The 16,427-nt window shown below is 72.9% G+C and carries 14 protein-coding genes; 2 read left to right on the top strand and 12 right to left on the bottom strand.

Annotated elements, in window-relative coordinates; translation table 11 throughout:
* Window positions 1-158: 158 nt before the first annotated feature.
* Entirely contained in the window at window positions 159-1,367 is a 1,209-nt protein-coding gene (rocD, locus tag ACIO6U_RS21370; RefSeq protein ID WP_401721279.1) for an ornithine--oxo-acid transaminase, read from the bottom strand.
* 10 nt (window positions 1,368-1,377) lie between these two features.
* On the opposite strand from rocD, the gene ACIO6U_RS21365 reads away from it, so the two are divergent.
* Window positions 1,378-1,566 (top strand): Lrp/AsnC ligand binding domain-containing protein, encoded by a 189-nt coding sequence (locus tag ACIO6U_RS21365; protein WP_355332819.1) that lies wholly within the window; start codon window positions 1,378-1,380, stop codon window positions 1,564-1,566.
* Between the two features lie 4 nt (window positions 1,567-1,570).
* On the opposite strand, the gene ACIO6U_RS21360 is transcribed toward ACIO6U_RS21365, so the two are convergent.
* Genes ACIO6U_RS21360 through ACIO6U_RS21350 form a run of 3 tightly spaced genes read right to left on the bottom strand, consistent with a single transcriptional unit; the run spans window position 1,571 to window position 5,444 of the window.
* The gene (locus ACIO6U_RS21360; protein WP_401721276.1) at window positions 1,571-2,767 is read right to left on the bottom strand and encodes a M20 family metallopeptidase; all 1,197 of its coding nucleotides are present in this window, start codon (window positions 2,765-2,767) and stop codon (window positions 1,571-1,573) included.
* Window positions 2,764-4,341, bottom strand: a complete 1,578-nt coding sequence (locus tag ACIO6U_RS21355) for a hydantoinase/oxoprolinase N-terminal domain-containing protein (protein ID WP_401721273.1) — start codon at window positions 4,339-4,341, stop codon at window positions 2,764-2,766. Before ACIO6U_RS21355 ends, ACIO6U_RS21360 begins: the two co-directional genes overlap by 4 nt.
* Window positions 4,338-5,444: a DUF917 family protein gene (locus ACIO6U_RS21350; protein WP_391046362.1), complete on the bottom strand. Its 1,107-nt coding sequence runs from the start codon at window positions 5,442-5,444 to the stop codon at window positions 4,338-4,340. The genes ACIO6U_RS21355 and ACIO6U_RS21350 overlap by 4 nt, the downstream gene beginning before the upstream one ends.
* A gap of 74 nt (window positions 5,445-5,518) precedes the next feature.
* Here ACIO6U_RS21350 and ACIO6U_RS21345 point away from each other — a divergent pair, with 74 nt between their 5' ends.
* A complete protein-coding gene (locus tag ACIO6U_RS21345; protein ID WP_355332829.1) occupies window positions 5,519-7,003 on the top strand; it encodes a helix-turn-helix domain-containing protein in 1,485 nt (494 codons plus the stop codon).
* Between the two features lie 24 nt (window positions 7,004-7,027).
* Here the strand turns inward: ACIO6U_RS21345 and ACIO6U_RS21340 are convergent, their stop codons facing one another.
* The 8 genes from ACIO6U_RS21340 to ACIO6U_RS21305 all read right to left on the bottom strand — a co-directional run bounded on the left by ACIO6U_RS21340 (window position 7,028) and on the right by ACIO6U_RS21305 (window position 16,381).
* Window positions 7,028-7,687, bottom strand: coding sequence for an FMN-binding negative transcriptional regulator (locus tag ACIO6U_RS21340; protein WP_401721270.1), 660 nt, complete (start codon window positions 7,685-7,687; stop codon window positions 7,028-7,030).
* Window positions 7,680-8,546, bottom strand: coding sequence for an alpha/beta fold hydrolase (locus ACIO6U_RS21335; protein ID WP_391160970.1), 867 nt, complete (start codon window positions 8,544-8,546; stop codon window positions 7,680-7,682). The genes ACIO6U_RS21340 and ACIO6U_RS21335 overlap by 8 nt, the downstream gene beginning before the upstream one ends.
* Before the next feature lie 8 nt (window positions 8,547-8,554).
* Window positions 8,555-10,039, bottom strand: a complete 1,485-nt coding sequence (locus tag ACIO6U_RS21330; RefSeq protein ID WP_401721266.1) for an amidohydrolase — start codon at window positions 10,037-10,039, stop codon at window positions 8,555-8,557.
* Window positions 10,040-10,069: 30 nt separating this feature from the next.
* Window positions 10,070-10,921, bottom strand: coding sequence for an ABC transporter ATP-binding protein (locus ACIO6U_RS21325; RefSeq protein WP_401721263.1), 852 nt, complete (start codon window positions 10,919-10,921; stop codon window positions 10,070-10,072).
* Entirely contained in the window at window positions 10,918-12,633 is a 1,716-nt protein-coding gene (locus tag ACIO6U_RS21320; protein WP_391160977.1) for an ATP-binding cassette domain-containing protein, read from the bottom strand. Before ACIO6U_RS21320 ends, ACIO6U_RS21325 begins: the two co-directional genes overlap by 4 nt.
* Window positions 12,630-13,670, bottom strand: a complete 1,041-nt coding sequence (locus ACIO6U_RS21315) for an ABC transporter permease (protein ID WP_355332846.1) — start codon at window positions 13,668-13,670, stop codon at window positions 12,630-12,632. Before ACIO6U_RS21315 ends, ACIO6U_RS21320 begins: the two co-directional genes overlap by 4 nt.
* Window positions 13,671-13,674: 4 nt before the next feature.
* A complete protein-coding gene (locus ACIO6U_RS21310; RefSeq protein ID WP_401721259.1) occupies window positions 13,675-15,282 on the bottom strand; it encodes an ABC transporter substrate-binding protein in 1,608 nt (535 codons plus the stop codon).
* A gap of 343 nt (window positions 15,283-15,625) precedes the next feature.
* Window positions 15,626-16,381, bottom strand: a complete 756-nt coding sequence (locus ACIO6U_RS21305) for an ABC transporter ATP-binding protein (RefSeq protein ID WP_401721610.1) — start codon at window positions 16,379-16,381, stop codon at window positions 15,626-15,628.
* Between the last annotated feature and the right edge of the window lie 46 nt (window positions 16,382-16,427).

Raw genomic sequence — 16,427 nt, 5'->3', positions numbered from 1 at the left:
CTCCGCCGCGTGGACACGGCCCGCGTGCCGTATGTCTGTTTCCGCCTCTGCGCCGCACGATAGCCGTGGCGCCGACCGGCGGCGATGGGCCCACCGTCCATCACCACCGCCGGATCCTGGGCCCTCGTCACTGCCGTCCCGTGGACGGCGGAACCCGCTTACGCCAGTGCCCGCAGGACGTCGGCGAGCTGGGCGACGCCCCAGGACAGCTCGCTCGGCTCGATCACCAGGGGAGGCGAGAGCCGCACGGTGGAGCCGTGGGTGTCCTTCGCGAGGACACCGCGCCGGGCCAGTTCCTCGCAGACGGTACGGCCGGTGGCGAGCGCGGGGTCGACGTCGATCCCCGCCCACAGCCCGATGGTCCGGACCGAGACCAGCCCCTGGCCGACCAACGGCGTCAGCTCGTCCCGCAGTCGCGCCCCCAGGGTCCGGGCGCGCTCCTGGTACTCCCCGGTCTTCAGCAGGTCGACGACGGCGGTCCCGATCCGGCAGGCCAGCGGGTTGCCGCCGAAGGTCGAGCCGTGCTGCCCCGGGCGCAGGACGCCGAGGATGTCGCTGTCGGCGACCACCGCGGACGCGGGGACGATGCCGCCGCCGAGCGCCTTGCCCAGAATGTAGACGTCGGGCGTCACTCCGACGTGGTCGCAGGCGAAGGTCTCCCCCGTGCGCCCCAGGCCCGACTGGATCTCGTCGGCGAGGAACAGGACGCCCCGCTCGTCACAGATCCGGCGCACCGCGGGCAGATAGCCCGCGTCGGGGATGATCACACCGGCCTCGCCCTGCACCGGCTCCAGCAGCACGGCGGCGGTGTCGGGGGTGATCGCCGCCTCCAGGGCCGCGGCGTCGTTGTAGGGCACCGTCACGAAGCCCGGGGTGAACGGTCCGAATCCGTTCCTGGCGTCGGGGTCGTCGGAGAAGCCGACCACGGTGGTCGTCCGGCCGTGGAAGTTGCCGGAGGCCACGATGATCTCGGCCCGGTTCTCGCGGACGCCCTTGACCTCGTAGGCCCACTTCCTGGCGACCTTGATGGCGGTCTCGACGGCCTCCCCGCCGGTGTTCATCGGCACCATCATGTCCTTGCCGGCCAGGTCGCAGAGGGCCGCGGCGTACCGCTCCATCTCGGTGTGGTCGTAGGCGCGGCTGATCAGGGTCATGGCCGCGAGCTGGTCGTGGGCCGCCGCGAGCAGGGTGGGGTTGCCGTGGCCGAAGTTCATCGCGGAGTAGGCGCTGAGCATGTCGAGGAAGCGGCTGCCCGAGGCGTCCGTGACCCAGACGCCCCGCGCGGACTCGGCCCGCACCGGAAGGGGCGCGTAGTTGTCGGCGAGACGGCTCACCCGGCGCTGCGGAACGGTGGTTTCTGCGTGCACAATGTCCTCCTTGAACGTTTGTTTCGAACGTGTCGGGGTGTGGAACGTGTCGGGGGACGCGGACGCCCTGGTCCGTGTCCTGGCGGGCTCCATCGCGGAGTCGGAGGACACCATCGAGCAGATCCGCCGCACCGACCGGCTCTACCGGACCCGGAGCGCGATCGTCCTCTCGCGCCTGTTCGAGCGCGCGCTCGGCTGAGCGGTCACCGCGGGCGCGGCGCCCCTCGGCCCGCGAGGCGGCGCCATGCCAGTTCCGCCAGGAGCGCCGCGTGTTCGTCGAGTCGGGAGTCGTCGAAGACCGCCCGATCGGAGTGCATCGGACCGCTCGTACCGTCCTCGGGCCGTACGCCGAGGAAGACCAGCGTGCCGGGCACCTTTTCGAGCACGTAGGCGAAGTCCTCCGAGGCCATGCCGGGGAACGGCAGGCGCACCACCCGGTCGCCGTAGCGCTCGTCGAGCACCGCGAGCACCCGCTCGGTCTCTGCCGGGTCGTTGACCGTCACCGGGTACGACTCGACGTACTCGGTGTCGACCGCGCAGCCGTGCGCCTCGCCGAGCGTGACGGCCAGCGCCGGGAGTTCGTCACGTACCAGCGCGAGCGTCGCGGGTGACAGCGCGCGGATGTTCGCCTCCAGGCTGACGGAGGCGGCGAGGACGTTGCCCGCGGCGGAGTCGGAGGAGACACGGGTCACTGAGACCACGGCCGGGTCGGCGACCGGTATCCGGCGCGCCACGAAGGACTGCGTCGCGAGGATGATCTCGGCCGCCACCGGGACCGGGTCGAACCCGTGGTGGGGGTAGGCGGCGTGGCCCCCGGTCCCGGTCACCCGGATGTGCAGCGCGCTGACGCTCGACATCATCGGACCCGGCCGGGTGACCGCCCGGCCCTTCGGCGTCACGCAGTCGACATGGACGGCGTACGCGGCGACCGGGCGCTCGCCCGCCGCGTCCAGGACGCCTTCCTCGATCATCAGCCGACCGCCCGCGTATCCCTCCTCGCCGGGCTGGAACATGAACACGACGGTGCCGGGCAGTTGCGCGCGGCGGGCCGCGAGGAGCCGGGCGGCGCCGACCAGGCCCGCCATGTGCAGGTCGTGGCCGCAGGCGTGCATGGCGCCGTTGGCCGCCGCGAACGGCAGGCCGGTGGCCTCCAGGACCGGCAGGGCGTCCATGTCGGAGCGCAGCAGGACGACGGGGCCCGGACGTCCGCCGCGCAGCACGGCCGTCACCGACGTCAGACCGTCCCCGGTGGTGATCTCCAGGCCGAGGCCGTCCAGCGCGGTGAGGACCGCCGCCTGCGTCCGGGGCAGGTCGAGGCCGACCTCGGGGTGGGCGTGCAGTGCGCGGCGCAGCGCCACAAGGTCGGCGAGCGCCGCGTCACCCGCGGTGAACCCCGTCACCGCGCCGCGGCCCGTTCGCCGAGCCGCGCCAGCGGTCCCGCGGCCTTGACCGACACTTCCACGGTCGGCCGGTCGCTGTAGGGGACGGGGGTCTCCAGCACGTCGACGACGGCCACTTCCAGCGGGTCGGCGCCCGCCTGGATCGCCTTGGCGATCGCCGCCTCCGACGCCTGGGCGATGGCCGCCTCCCGGTCCTCCAGCGGGCTGATCTGGTCGGCGCGGCCTCCGGCGAGCGAGATCGCGGCGCCCACCGCGTTCGCCACGTCGCCGTGGTCGGGCCGCACGATGGGACCGGCGCCCGGCAGGTCGTCGGGTACGAGGAAGCCGCCGCCGCCGACCACCACGAGCGGCAGGTCGGCGCGGCCGAGGGAGAGCCGTTCCACGGCTTCCTCGATCAGCACGTGCGCGCGCTCCAGGGCGGCGCGCAGCGCCTGCTCGTTGGCTGCCGTCTGGGCGGGGAGGGTCCGTCCGGCGATCGAGGCCCCCGCGAGGGCCGCCGCGTCGGTCAGGGTCGGCGTCCGGCCGCCGAAGAGCAGGCCCTCCGTCGCGATCCGGTAGCCCACCGAGCCCGGTCCGACAGCGCCGGTCACCGGGTCGATGGTCGTACCGCCGCCCACGCCGAGGCTGAGGATGTCGGGCATCCGGAAGTTGGTCCGTACGCCGCCGATCTCGCGGGGCAGCGTGGACTCGCGGGGGAATCCGTTCACCACGACGCCCAGGTCCGAGGTGGTGCCGCCGACGTCGATGACGATCGCGTTGGTGGCGCCGGAGAGGTAGGCCGCGCCGCGGATGGAGTTCGCGGGGCCGGAGCCGATGGTGAGCACCGGGTACTGGGCCGCGTAGTCCAGCGACATCAGCGTGCCGTCGTTCTGCGCGAAGAAGGTGACGGCGTCGAGCCCTTCCTCGTCGACGACCGTCACCAGGGCCTCGGTGACCGAGCGGGCCACGCTGTGCAGCGCCGCGTTGAGGACGGTGGCGTTCTCCCGCTCCAGCAGACCGGTGGGACCGATGTCGTGACTGAGGAAGACGCGCGCGTCGGGGCCGAGGTGGGCGCGGAGCAGTTCGGCGACCTCGAGTTCCTGGTCCGGCATCGAGGGGCTGAAGATGCCGGTCACGGCGACGGCGTCGAAGTGGTCGAGGCCGTCGAGGAAGCGCAGGATGGCGTCCCGGTCCAGCGGCGCGATCGGTGTGCCGTCGACCATGTGGCCGCCGCCGACCATCGCGGACCCGGCCAGGATGAGCCCGGCGAGATCGCCCGGCCAGCCGAGCAGCGGCGGGTACTCGGTCGCCGCCGGGGCGCCGAGCCGGATGGTCGCCACCCGGTCGAGCTGCCGCCGGGCGACGATCGCGTTGGTGGCGTGCGTGGTGCCGAGCATGACCCGTGAGACCCGTGACCGGTCCTCGCCGAGCGCTGTGAGCACATGGGCGATTCCGGCCCTGATGCCGCCGGTGACGTCGTCGGTCGTCGCCTGCTTGGTGTGGGCGAGCACGGTGCCGGTGCTGTCGATGGCGACGGCGTCGGTGTTGGTGCCGCCGACGTCGACGCCGATGGAGAGATCGCGCGTGGCCGTCATCGGGTGCTTCCTTCGAAGGGGGTGTAGGTCAGCTCGTATCCGAACGCCCGCGGTCCGGCCAGTTCCAGGCCGCGCGGTGTCCGCCAGATCGGGTCGCAGGCCCAGGCGAGTACGGAGACGCGCTGGCCGTACCGCAGCATCTCGGTGGTGATCGCGTGGCCGGTCTCGGCGTCGATGATGGTGACGTTGTCGGGGACGCTCACGAGCACTTCGCCGTCCTCCAGGACGACCAGGTTCTCGTTCTGGATCTCCAGGCGCTGAAGCCTGCCGCGGTCGGTGCCCGTACCGGCGATCGTCACGGAGCCGCGGGAGAAACCGCCGACGGTGCGGCGGTCGAGGTCGGTGATCTTGCCGGTGAGCAGGATCGAGCCGCCGAGCTCCGCGGCCACGGCGGCGACCGGCTCGGGTGAGGAGAGCAGGGCGTGGCCGACGCGGATGGCGGCGCTGACCGTGCCCTCGACGACGGCGCCCTTGGCCGTCTCGGCCGTGAGGGGGTAGTGCACGCCGAGGCAGATGGAGCCGCTGGCGACGGTGAGGGCGCGCGCGTGCCGCTCCAGCCAGTGCAGGTCGACGGTCTTGAGCACCGAGACGTTGCCGACCACGTCGCTCAGGACGGAGAAGTCGCACGGGACTCCGGCGACGTTCATGGCGACCATCGCCGCGTCGGGGAAGGCCCGGCCCATGCCGTCGGCGTCGAGCAGCTTCAGCCCGAGGCGGGAGGCCCAGCCCACCGGCCCGACGCCGTTGCTGCCGCCGATCTCCGCGGCCATGAGGGCGGTGATGGGGCGGCCGGCGACGGCCTCTGCCTCGCGGACGAGGAGGTCGACCTGACGGTTGGAGGAGAGCATCTCGATGCCCACGGTGGGGGCGCCGATGCCCGACATGAGGATCACCAGGTCGTCGGGGCCGAGATCGTCGACGGTGACCAGGGGCACCGGGCCGTTCGCGCGGAGCGCTTCCTCGGCGACGATCTGCGAGGTGTAGACCGCCCCGCCGCCCCCGGTGCCGAAGATCGCTGTGCCCGCGGCCAGCGCCGCGACGTCTGAGGCCGCGACGGCGGAGGCCCTGTGAGGGGCGGGCGCGTCGAGGGGTGTGTGAACCATGGGCCTCACGATATGGCGACGCCCTGACCGCACCTATGGCCCGAGAGTCCAGAGAATCGCGTCATACTGTGCTGATGGCACAACTGACCGTCTCCGACCTCGCCGCCCAGGGCGACCGCCTTGGCATCCGGCACCGCGCCGGGCCCGCGGACGGGCGCGCCGTCGTACGGGTGGACGTCTCGCCGCTCGACCTGCTGGGCACCGTGCCCGCCGGAACCCTCGTCATCGTGCCCGGCACCGAGCACCCGCCGCCGTACCGGCTGGACGTGGCGCTGCGTCAGGCGAGCGCGCGCGAGGTCGCGGGGCTCGTGTTCACGACCGAGCTGACCCTGCCCGACACCGCCAGGGTGCTCGCCGACCGCGGCGGTGTGCCGGTCTTCGCCGCTCCCGGCGCGCGGTCGGCCGATCTGGCCCTCGTGGTCGACCGGCTGCTGTCGGGCGGCGCGTCCGAGGCGATCATGCGGGCGACGCACGCCATCGAGAAGGCCACCGAGGCCGCGGCGGGACCGGACGGGACGCCCGAGCACATCCTCGCCGAGGCCAACCGCATGCTCGGCTCGGAGCTCGCCGTGGTGGAGGACGCCACCGTGACCTGGTCGGCGGCCGACGCGGTCTGCGTCGGCGAGGTGCCGATCGGGCGGCTCGTCGGGAACCGGTCGGACCCGGCGATGGCCATCGCCCTGCCCGTCGTCGCCTCGCTGCTGTCGCGGGCCGCCCAGCGCCAGATCAGCGACCGTTTCGCGCCCACCCAGTCGCGGTCGGACCTCATCGTCGAGCTGGTGCTCGCCGAGTCCCACCGGGTCGAGGGCTTCGTCGGCCAGGCCGCGATGCTCGGGCTCCCCCTCCAGCTCTCGCACGTCGCGGCCTGGCTGATCCCGACCGGCCTCGACAACCCCGAGGCGCGGGCTCCGCGCAGCGTGCAGCCCGCGCTTGAGCTGTTCGCGCTCCAACTGGTCGACGGCCGGGACGAGATGTGGCACGTCGCGTTCGTCCAGGACGACCTGCTCCTGGTCAGCACCGAGGAGCACGGCGCGGGCGACCACCAGCGGCGGCTGCGGGAGGTGGCCGTCCGGCTCCAGGAGTACGCGCGCGGCCTGACCGGGCACGGGTGGGAGTACACGCTCGGCCTCGGCACCCCGCAGACGGGGGCGGCGGGGCTGCGTTCGTCCGCCGCGGAGGCGCGGATCGCCGCCGGTTCCGCGATCGCGGCCGGGCGCCTCGGCAGCGTCGAACTGACGGACGTGACGGGCCTGCGCCGGGTGCTGCTCGACGTGTACGCCTCCCCGACCAGCCGCAGCCTGCTGGCGGACATCCTGCTGCCGCTGGACGCGCTCGGACCCGAGCGGGCGCACATCTCGGTGCAGACGCTGCTCGCCTACCTGTCGCACCGCAACTCCCTGGCCCACGCGGGCCGCGAGCTGAATCTGCACCCCAACGCCGTCGGCTACCGGCTCAAGCGGGTCCGCGACACGCTCCAGCTCGACCTCGACGACCCGGACACGCGCTTCGCGGTCGAACTCGCCTGCCGGGTGCGGCTGCTCGGCGCCAGCCGCCGCTGAGCGACGGCGCCGGGCACGGCGCGGTCAGTCGCGCACGGCGCGCATCCGCGCGGCAAGGCCGGGGTTCGCGTACGGGCCGTCCCCGTCGAGCGCCGCGAGGATGCGCGCGACGACCGGTTCTGGCTTGTCCTGGCTCATCTTCTCCTTGGTGACCGCGCGGGTGACCCGCATGCGGAAGCCGACCGTGCCGTGCACGATGCGCTGCGCGTAGGCGGCGTTCTCCGCCGTGCCGCGCATCAGGAACGGGTTGGGCACGGGCGCCTCGAAGTGGGCCACGAGCCGGTCGAGGACGGCCAGATTCTCCTCGTCCGGGAGGATGTCGGGCACGCCGTACAGGTGGGCGGCGGCGAAGTTCCAGGTGGGTACGGCGGTGGGCAGGTCGTACCAGCTCGGCGAGATGTAGCCGCTGGGGCCGTAGACGACCACGCACAGCTCCTGGGTGCCGAGCCGGTGCAGCGCCTCGTCGGGGCGGCCGACATGGCTGACCAGCACCAGTTCGCCGGGGGCCGTGGAGTCTTCTGGGGCGCCGGACTCCTCGGGCTCCTCGATCAGGAACGGGTAGTGCGAGACGACGGGCCCCGCGCCGTCGGCGCCGTTGGACACCATGGTCGCCCAGGGGTGTCCGCGCAGCAGGTCCGCGGCCCAGGCGAGGCCGCCGCCGGTGTACTCGGGGGTCTCACGCATGGTCGCTCCGCTCCGCTCGCGCCGCCGTGCGCGCGAACGCGCGGACGAAGTCGGGCCACAGCTCGCGCGGGATGTCGTGGCCCATCTCCTCGTAGAGGTGCACCTCGGCCCGCGGCATGATCTCCGCGAAGGCCAGCGCGGCCCGCCAGTGCAGGGACTGGTCGCCGCGCCCGTGGATGACCAGCGTCGGCACCGTGACCTCGCGCAGGTCGTCGCGGCGCTCCAACGGGCCGCGCAGCATGGCGTTCCACTGCCGCACCAGGCCGTCGGGGCGGTAGACCCGGTCGTAGTAGCGGGCGCCGAGGGCGGCCGACTCCTCGGCGTCGAAGGGGAAGCCCGGCGACTGGTAGTTCCGCTGGCCGCCGACGAACATCTCGATGTAGGCCGCGCGGTCCAGCCGTTCGGGCGCCCGCGACACCGGCTGACCGTCCCCGTGCGTCCCGACCAGGAACTCCGGCTCGCTCGACGGCGAGGTCGACATCAGGCCCAGGCTCGCGACCCGTCCGGGGTGCTCGATCGCGACCAACTGCGCGATGTAGCCGCCCATCGACATACCGGCCAGGTGCGCGCGGCCGATGCCGAGGTGGTCGAGGAGCGCGACGACGTCGTCGGCCATGTCGGAGAGGTCGTACGTGGCGGCGAACTCGTCGGGTCCGCCGGTCTGCTGGGAGAGCCCGACGTCCCGGTTGTCCGGGCGTACGACGTAGAAGCCCGCGTCGGCCAACAGCGCCACGAACGCGTCGTGCCAGCCGATGAGTTGGGCGCCGCCGCCGTGCACGAGCACCAGCGGACGCCCGGCCGGGTCGCCGTCGGTCTCGTAATGGACCTCGATGCCGGCGGGGGTGATGAGGGTGGGCATCGGATCTCCTACAGGTTCGTCCAGGTGGGCCGGCCGCCCAGCACGGTGGCGGCGACCGGCAGGGTGCGCAGCGCTTCGGCGTCCAGCTCCAGCGGGTCCTCGTCGAGGACGACGAGGTCGGCCGGGTCACCGGCCGTCACGTCCATCCGGCCGCGGGCGCTCGCGGACAGGGCCGCCTCGCGGGTGATCCGCTCGTCCGGGTGCCACGGCTCGCGGCCGTCGCGGCTGCGCGAGACGGCGGCGCTGATCGCCACCCACGGGTCGAGCGGCGAGACGGGCGCGTCGGAGCCGAGCGAGAGGGTCGCCCCCGCGTCCAGCAGCGAGCGGAACGCGAACGCCCGGTCGCTGCGGCCCGCCCAGTGCGTGTCGGCGACGTCGCGGTCGTCCATGGCGTGCTCGGGCTGCACGCTCGCGACCAGGCCGAGCCGGCCGAAGCGGGCGAAGTCGGCGGCGGACACGAGCTGGGCGTGCTCGACGGTGCCCGGTATGCCCAGGCGCTCGAAGGCGTCGATCACCTGGGTGTTGGCGCGGTCGCCGATGGCGTGGACGGCCGCCGCGATGCCCGCCGCGTCCGCGCGGGCGAGCAGTTCCCCGACGCGCTCGGGTGCGACGGACTGCACCCCGCACGGGTGCGGGTGGTCGGCGGGCAGCCCCGGATAGGGGTCCCAGCACAGCGCCGTACGGGTGTTGAGGGAGCCGTCGACCACGATCTTGAGCCGCCCCATGGTGATGAGCCCGCTCGGTTCGAGGAGGTCGCCGGTCCGCAGGCCGCGGCCGATCGCGTCGTCGAGCCGGTCGGGCCACACCGACGCCTCCACGCGCAGCGCGGTCACTCCGGCGGCGACCCGCTCGGGCCAGAAGCGGGTGATGTCGGCGTTCTCGAAGTCCACGATCCCGACGACGCCCCTGGCCGCTGCGGCCTGGGCCGCGGCCCGGTGGTCGGCGGCCTCGGGCCGGTGGTCGCGGTCGAGGACGTCGAGCGTTCCGATCCACTCGGTCTCGCGCAGCACGCCGTCCTCGGGCGGGCGCACGCCGAGGCGGCGCGCGGCGGCGGAGTTGAGCCAGCCGCAGTGCAGGTCGCCGGAGACGAGCACCAGGCCGCGGTCGGCCGATATCGCGTCGAGGGCGGCCAGGCTCGGGGCGTCGGGCCACAGCGCGTCCCGGAAGCCGTAGCCGACCAGGAGGTCGGACGCGGTGGCGGCCAGCGCGTCGCGCATGATCGTGGCCGCGTGCGCGGCGGACGTGGCGGGGGCGAGGTCGACCCGGCGGCTGCGGATGACCCACTGGTCGAAGTGGGTGTGCGCGTCCCACAGGCCGGGGCGCACGAAGCGCCCGTCGAGGTCGAGGGCCGCCGCCGCCGGGAGGTCGCCGCCGGTCGGCGCGACGCTCTCGATCAGGCCGTCGCGCAGCACGAGGTCCCACTGCCCCGGGGTGCGCGGGATGCGCGCGCGGCGCAGGACGAGGTCGGGCACGGGGCTCATGGGCGACCGCATCTCAGGTGTTCCTCCGGATCTCAGGGGTCTTCAGGGTCGAGGGGTGCCGTCGAGGTCGAGGCTGGTGTCGAGGTCGGCGGTGTCATCGAGGTCGGCGGTGTCGTCGAGGTCGAGCGGCCTTCCCATCACGGGGATCGACCGCAGCAATTCGCGGGTGTAGGGATTGGCGGGGTCGGCGAGCACGGCGTCGGTGGGCCCGTCCTCGACGACGCGGCCGGCCCGCATGACGGTGACCTCGTCGCTCACGTAGCGCACCACGGCGAGGTTGTGCGAGATGAACAGCATGGTCAGATGGAGTTCGCTCTGGAGCTCGCGCAGCAGATTGAGGACCACGCCCTGGACGCTGACGTCGAGCGCCGAGGTGATCTCGTCGGCGACGAGTACGGCGGGTTCGGCCGCCAGCGCCCGCGCGATGGTGATCCGTTGCCGCTGGCCGCCGGAGAAGCGGGCCGGTCGGTCGCCCGCCCGGGACGGGTCGATGTGGACGAGGTCGAGCAGTTCGCGGACCCGTGCCTCCCGGTCGGTCCGGTTGAGCCGCCGCCCGGTGGCGAGCAGGCCCTCCGCGACGGAGACGCCCACGGGCATCCGCGGGTCGAGCGCCGCGAGCGGGTCCTGGAAGACCATCTGCACCCGGCGGCGGGCCAGTCTGGCCTCGCGCGAGCGGGCGGTGAGGTCGACACCGTCGAGGCGTACGGTGCCCGCGTCGGCGCGCGCCAGCCCCACGGCGACCCGCGCCATGGTCGACTTGCCCGACCCCGACTCGCCGACGAGCCCGAGCGTCCGGCCGGAGCGGACGACGAGCGAGGCGTCGTCGACGGCCATCTGGGCGGCCCGGCCGTGGCCGAAGCGCACCGTGACGTGGTCGAATTCGAGCGTGCTCACGCGGTCGCCTCCTCCTGTGTGGCGACGCCGACCACCGGCAGCGCGCGGGTCCTGTCGGTCGTCATGTCGGGCACGCAGGCGATCAGACCGCGCGTGTACGGGTGCCGCGCCTCGTCCAGCCGTCGCGCGTCCAGCCATTCGACCACCACGCCGTCCCGCATGACGGCGATGCGGTCGCAGAAGCCGCTCACCAGGGCGATGTCGTGGGAGATCAGCAGGATCGCGGCGCCGGTCCGCTCGCGGGCGTCGCGCAGCGCGCGCATCACCTGCCGCTGCACCGTCACGTCCAGGGCGGTCGTGGGCTCGTCGGCGATGATCAGCCGGGGCGTCCCCATCAGGCCCATCGCGATCATGGCGCGTTGCCGCATGCCGCCGGAGAACTCGTGGGGCAGCTGCCGGATCCGCCGTTCCGGGTCGGGGATGCGCACCAGGGCGAGGGCGTCCAGGGCCCGCTTCGTCGCGGCGCCGCGCGCCACACCCGCGTGGATCTCGCTGGCCTCGGTGAGCTGCCGGCCGACGGTGAGGGCCGGGTTCAGCGAGGACAGCGGGTCCTGGAAGATCATCGCCTGTTCCAGGCCGAGCCTGCGGCGCTCGGCGGCCCTGGGCCGCCGTTCCATGTCGATGCCGCGGAAGACCAGGCGTTCGCTCTCCACCAGCGCCTCGGGGCCGAGCAGTCCGGCCAGGGCCATGGCGGTGACCGACTTGCCGGAGCCCGACTCGCCGACGATGCCGACGACCTCCCCCGGTCCGATCGTCAGGTCCACGCCGTGCACCCGCTGGACCAGGGAGCCGTCGTCGGCGCGGAAGGAGACCCGCAGGTTCTTCACCTCGGCGACGGCCTCGCCCTCGGCCGGGGTGACGCCCGCGCCGTCCGACCGGGGGCGTACGGCGTGCACGGTCCGGGCGCGGGACTGGCTGAGCACCTCGCCCAGCAGCGAGAACAGCACACCGGTGAGCACGATCGCGATGCCCGGCCCGATCGCCGCCATGGGCGCCGAGTAGATGCGCTTGGAGCCCTCGTTGAGCAGCCGTCCCCAGTCGTACTGCGTGGGTTGCACGCCCAGGCCGAGGAAGGACAGCGCGGCGAAGGAGAGCAGCGTGGCCGACGCGTGCGCGGCGATGTTGACGACCAGCGGCGGCAGGATGTTCGGCAGGACGTGCCGCCGCGCGGTGCGCAGCGGCGGGCTTCCGACCAGCCGCGCGGCGTGCACGTAGTCGGTGTTGGCGACCGACGAGGCGAGGGTGGAGACCAGGCGCGCGAAGACCGGGACGCCCGCGAAACCGATCGCGAACATCGCGCCGCGCGCCGTCGCCCCCCAGATGACGGAGAAGAACAGCGCGAGCAGCAGCCACGGGAACGACAGCAGGATGTCGATGAAGGCGGTGACCAGGCGGCGCGGCGCGCGCGGCAGCACCGCGGCGACGATGCCGAGCACGACGCCGCCCGCGACGGAGATGCCCGCGGCGCCCAGGGTCAGCAGCACCGACAGGCGGGTGGCGACGACGGTGCGGGCGAACAGGTCGCGGCCGAGTTCGTCGGTGCCGAAGGGGTGGGAGAGGCTGACCGGTGCCTGGCGGCCCGCGATGTTCCGGGTGGTGGCCGCGTGGTCGAACACGAAGGGGCCGACGACCGCGGCGAGCACGACGAGCGTGAGACCGGCGAGTACGGCGATGCCCTGCGGGGTGAGGAGGGTACGGCGCAGCATGGTCATGCCTCCGCGATCGTCGAGCGCGGGTCCAGGACCGCGATGGCGAGGTCCACGACGAGGTTCGCCCCGAGGACGAGCAGCGCGTACACGAGCACGATCCCCTGGATCAGCGGGTAGTCCTTGGCCGTGATCGAGGAGACGATCGTGGACCCGATGCCGGGCACGGTGAACACCGTCTCCACGAGCACGGTGCCCGCGACGAGTCCGACCAGCACCACGCCGCCCGCGGTGAGGGTGGCGGTGACGATGTTGGGCAGCGCGTGCCGCAGGTACAGCAGCCGGCCGGGCAGCCGCTTGCTGCGCGCGGTGGTCAGGTACGGGGCGTCCAGCACGCGCAGCATCTCGATGTGCACGATCCGGGCCAGGTAGGCCAGCGGCCCGATGGCCAGCGCGAGCACGGGCAGCACCGCCTGGCCGGGCGTGCCCCATCCCGCGGGCGGGAAGAGCGGCAGGCCGACGCCGAGGGTCGCGATGAGCAGCACCGCGAGCAGGAAGTTCGGGATCGCGATGAGGATGCCGAGCAGTCCCGACACCCCGAGGTCGAGGAAGCGGCGGCGACCGCTCCGGGCCGAGACCGCCGTGGCGACGCCGATCGGGAAGGCGCCGACGACGGCGACGAGGAAGGAGATCACGGCCAGCAGCAGCGTGGTGGGCAGCCGCTCGCCGAGGATCTGGGAGACCGGTCGCTGCGAGGTGATCGACGTACCGAGGTCGCCGTGCAGCAGCGCGGTGACGTAGTGGGTGAACTGGGCCCACAGCGACTGGTCGAGGCCGAGCTGCTGGCGCAGCGCGTTCACCGTCGACAGCGGGGCGGTGGGCCCCAGGGCCGCTCGTACCGGGTCGCCCGGCACGAGCTGGACCATGAAGAACGACGCCACCAGCACGACGGCGAACGAGATCGCCGCGCGACGCAGTCGTTGCAGGACGAATTCGAGCCTCGGCGATCCGGCCAGGAGCCGGGGGCGCCCGGCCCGAGCGGCGGCCGGTTCGGCCTGCTCGGGGGGCGCGGCGGTGGTGACCGCGTTCGAAGGGATCGTCATGCCGTCAGCCCAGCATGCGGATGGTCGTCGGCGCGATGCCCCAGGGCACGTCGGCGGTGGCCTTGTTGAAGAAGGTCGGCGCCGCGGTCTGCGCGAGGGGGTAGGCGTCGGCCCGGTCGATCAGTTCCTTCTCCGCGCTCTGCCACAGGTCGCACGCCGCCGTGGTGTCCTTGGCGGTCATCGCCTGCTTGGCCAGGTCGTCGTACGCGGGGTTGCGCACGTCCATGAAGTTGTAGCCGCCCTTCTCGCTGGTGGCGCCGAGGAAGAACAGGCTGAGCGTGGAGGGCTTGTTGGGGGCGAGCTGGATGAAGCCGGTGTCCCAGTCGTAGGACTGGTAGAGGTCGGTGGACCAGCCGGTCGGGTCCTCGGCGACGAGCTTGGTGTCGACGCCGATCTCCTTCCACTCGGCCTGGATCTCCTCGGCGGCGGCGGAGTGGCTGGGCGTGCCCGCGTCGTACAGGAAGCGGATGGTCAGCGGCTTGCCGTCCTTGGAGCGCTTGCCGCCGGAGCCTGCCGGGTACCCGGCCTCGTCCAGCAGCGCGCCGGCCTTCGCCTTGTCGGTGGCGGGCAGCGTCCACTTCGGGCCGCCCTTGACGCACAGGAACGGCGCCTGGACGACCAGCGACTTCATCTCCTCGGAGTGGCCGTTGGTGACGAGGTCGCCGACCGAGGAGCGGTCGAGGGCGAGTGTGAGCGCCTTGCGCACGCGCTCGTCGGAGGTCGGCCGGCTGGAGCGCTCGTTGAAGAGCATCTCGCCGATCGGGTTCGGCACGCCCTTGGACGCCAGCTTGGCGGCCTGGAGGCGGTCGCGGTCGGTGCCCGCCACGCCTGCCGCGTTGAGTCCGCCGGACAGCAGCAGGTTCGCCGCCGTGGACTCGTCGGTCACGACCTTCCCGACGACCTTGTCGGGCAGCCCCTTGGTGCTGCTGGTGACGCCCCGGGGTCCCCAGGTGTAGTCGGTGCGCTTGGTGTAGACGTACTCGTTGCCCGCCTTGGCGGTGGTCAGGTGGAACAGCGCCGTGCCGTTGGTCGCGTTCTTCAGCGAGTCGGGCTTGTCGAGGCCGCCCTGGCAGACCATCTCGACCTCGCCCGTCATGCTGAGCAGGAACGGGTTGCTGGTCTTCGAGGTGATCGTGAGCTTGTTGCCCTCGGCCGTGGCCTTCATGTCGGCGGTGACGTCGGAGCCGTGCCAGAAGGTGCCGTGCTTGGCGTCCGCCTGGTAGGTGATGTTGTTCGCGGCCGTCGCGGCCGTGAACGTGCTGCCGTCGGAACAGGTGACGCCGTCCTTGAGGGTGTACGTCACGGAGGTGGGGGTCTGCGTCCAGCTCTGCGCGAGCCACGGCAGGGACTGGCCGTCCCCCGAGGTGTAGACGAGCGATTCGTAGGCGTACGGCACGAGCTGGCGCTGCACGAGCGAGACCCCGGTGAGCGGCGAGAGGCTGCCCGGGTCGTCGTTGAGCCCGACGTTGAACGTGCCGCCGGAGACGTACGAGGTCGGGCCTGCGCTCGCCTTGGCGCCGGAGCCTGAGCCGGAACCGCAGGCGGCGAGCGTTACGGCCGCGACCGCACATGCCGCGACCGCGACGGACGGCTTGAGGTGCTTCCTGGTCATTGCTGTCGTCCTTTGGTTCGACGCGGTGCGGGACGGGAGCCTGGTCGATGGGGCCGGGCGGCCCCGGGTACTCCGAGGCCCTGGGTCCGAGGCTAGAAAGCCCGGATACACCCGACAATGTGCCGACGACGCAGAGAATCGTGGCGCACTGTGCTGTGAACACAGTGGCCGGCACCACATCGGCTCGTGACCGCGAGCCGTCCGGGTACCGGTGTCCCCGCACCCGCGCCGGGTACGGGCCCCTCGAAAGCCGCCCCGGCGCGGTGATCTCCCTGGAGACGATGCAGGAGCGGGCTCCGTACTTCAAGCCCCGACGGCATCGACATGTGCCGCGACCAGCGGTTCAGCCGCCGCCGCTGTGCTCCTCGTAGGCGGCGACGACCTCTTCGGTCGGGCCGTCCATCACCAGCTCGCCCTTCTCCAGCCAGATCACGCGGTCGCAGGTGTCGCGGATGGAGCTGTTGTTGTGACTGACGAGGAAGACGGTGCCCGCCTCCTTGCGCAGCTCCCTGATCCGGTCCTCCGAGCGCCTCTGGAAGGCGCGGTCACCGGTGGCCAGCGCCTCGTCGATCATCAGCACGTCGTGGTTCTTGGCCGCCGCGATCGAGAACCGCAGCCGGGCGGCCATGCCGGAGGAGTACGTCCGCATCGGCAGCGAGATGAAGTCGTCCTTCTCGTTGATCCCGGAGAACTCGACGATGCCGTCGTACCGCTCGCGCACCTCCTCCTGGGACATGCCCATGGCCAGGCCGCCGAGGATGACGTTGCGCTCGCCGGTCAGGTCGTTGAGCAGGGCGGCGTTGACGCCGAGCAGGGACGGCTGGCCGTCGGTGTAGACCCGGCCGCGGTCGGCGGGGAGCAGGCCCGCGATGGCCTTGAGCAGGGTGGACTTGCCCGAGCCGTTGGAGCCGATGATGCCGATCGCCTCACCGCGGTAGGCCGTGAAGGTGACGCCCCTGACCGCGTGCACGGTGTGGACGTTCGGCGAGGCCCTGCGGGAGACCAGCCGGTGCAGGGCGGAGGTCGCGTTGCCCCGGCCGGTGCCCGCGCCGTAGATCCGGTAGACGACGTGCAGTCCGTCGACGATGACGGTGGGCACCAGGGGCCGGACCAGGCGCGGGGCGACCTCCGGGGCGATCTTCGGG

Source organism: Streptomyces sp. NPDC087422 (assembly GCF_044744145.1).
Taxonomy (GTDB): domain Bacteria; phylum Actinomycetota; class Actinomycetes; order Streptomycetales; family Streptomycetaceae; genus Actinacidiphila.
Note: the sequence above shows the minus strand (reverse complement) of the source record. Positions and strands in the feature narration are given on the sequence as shown.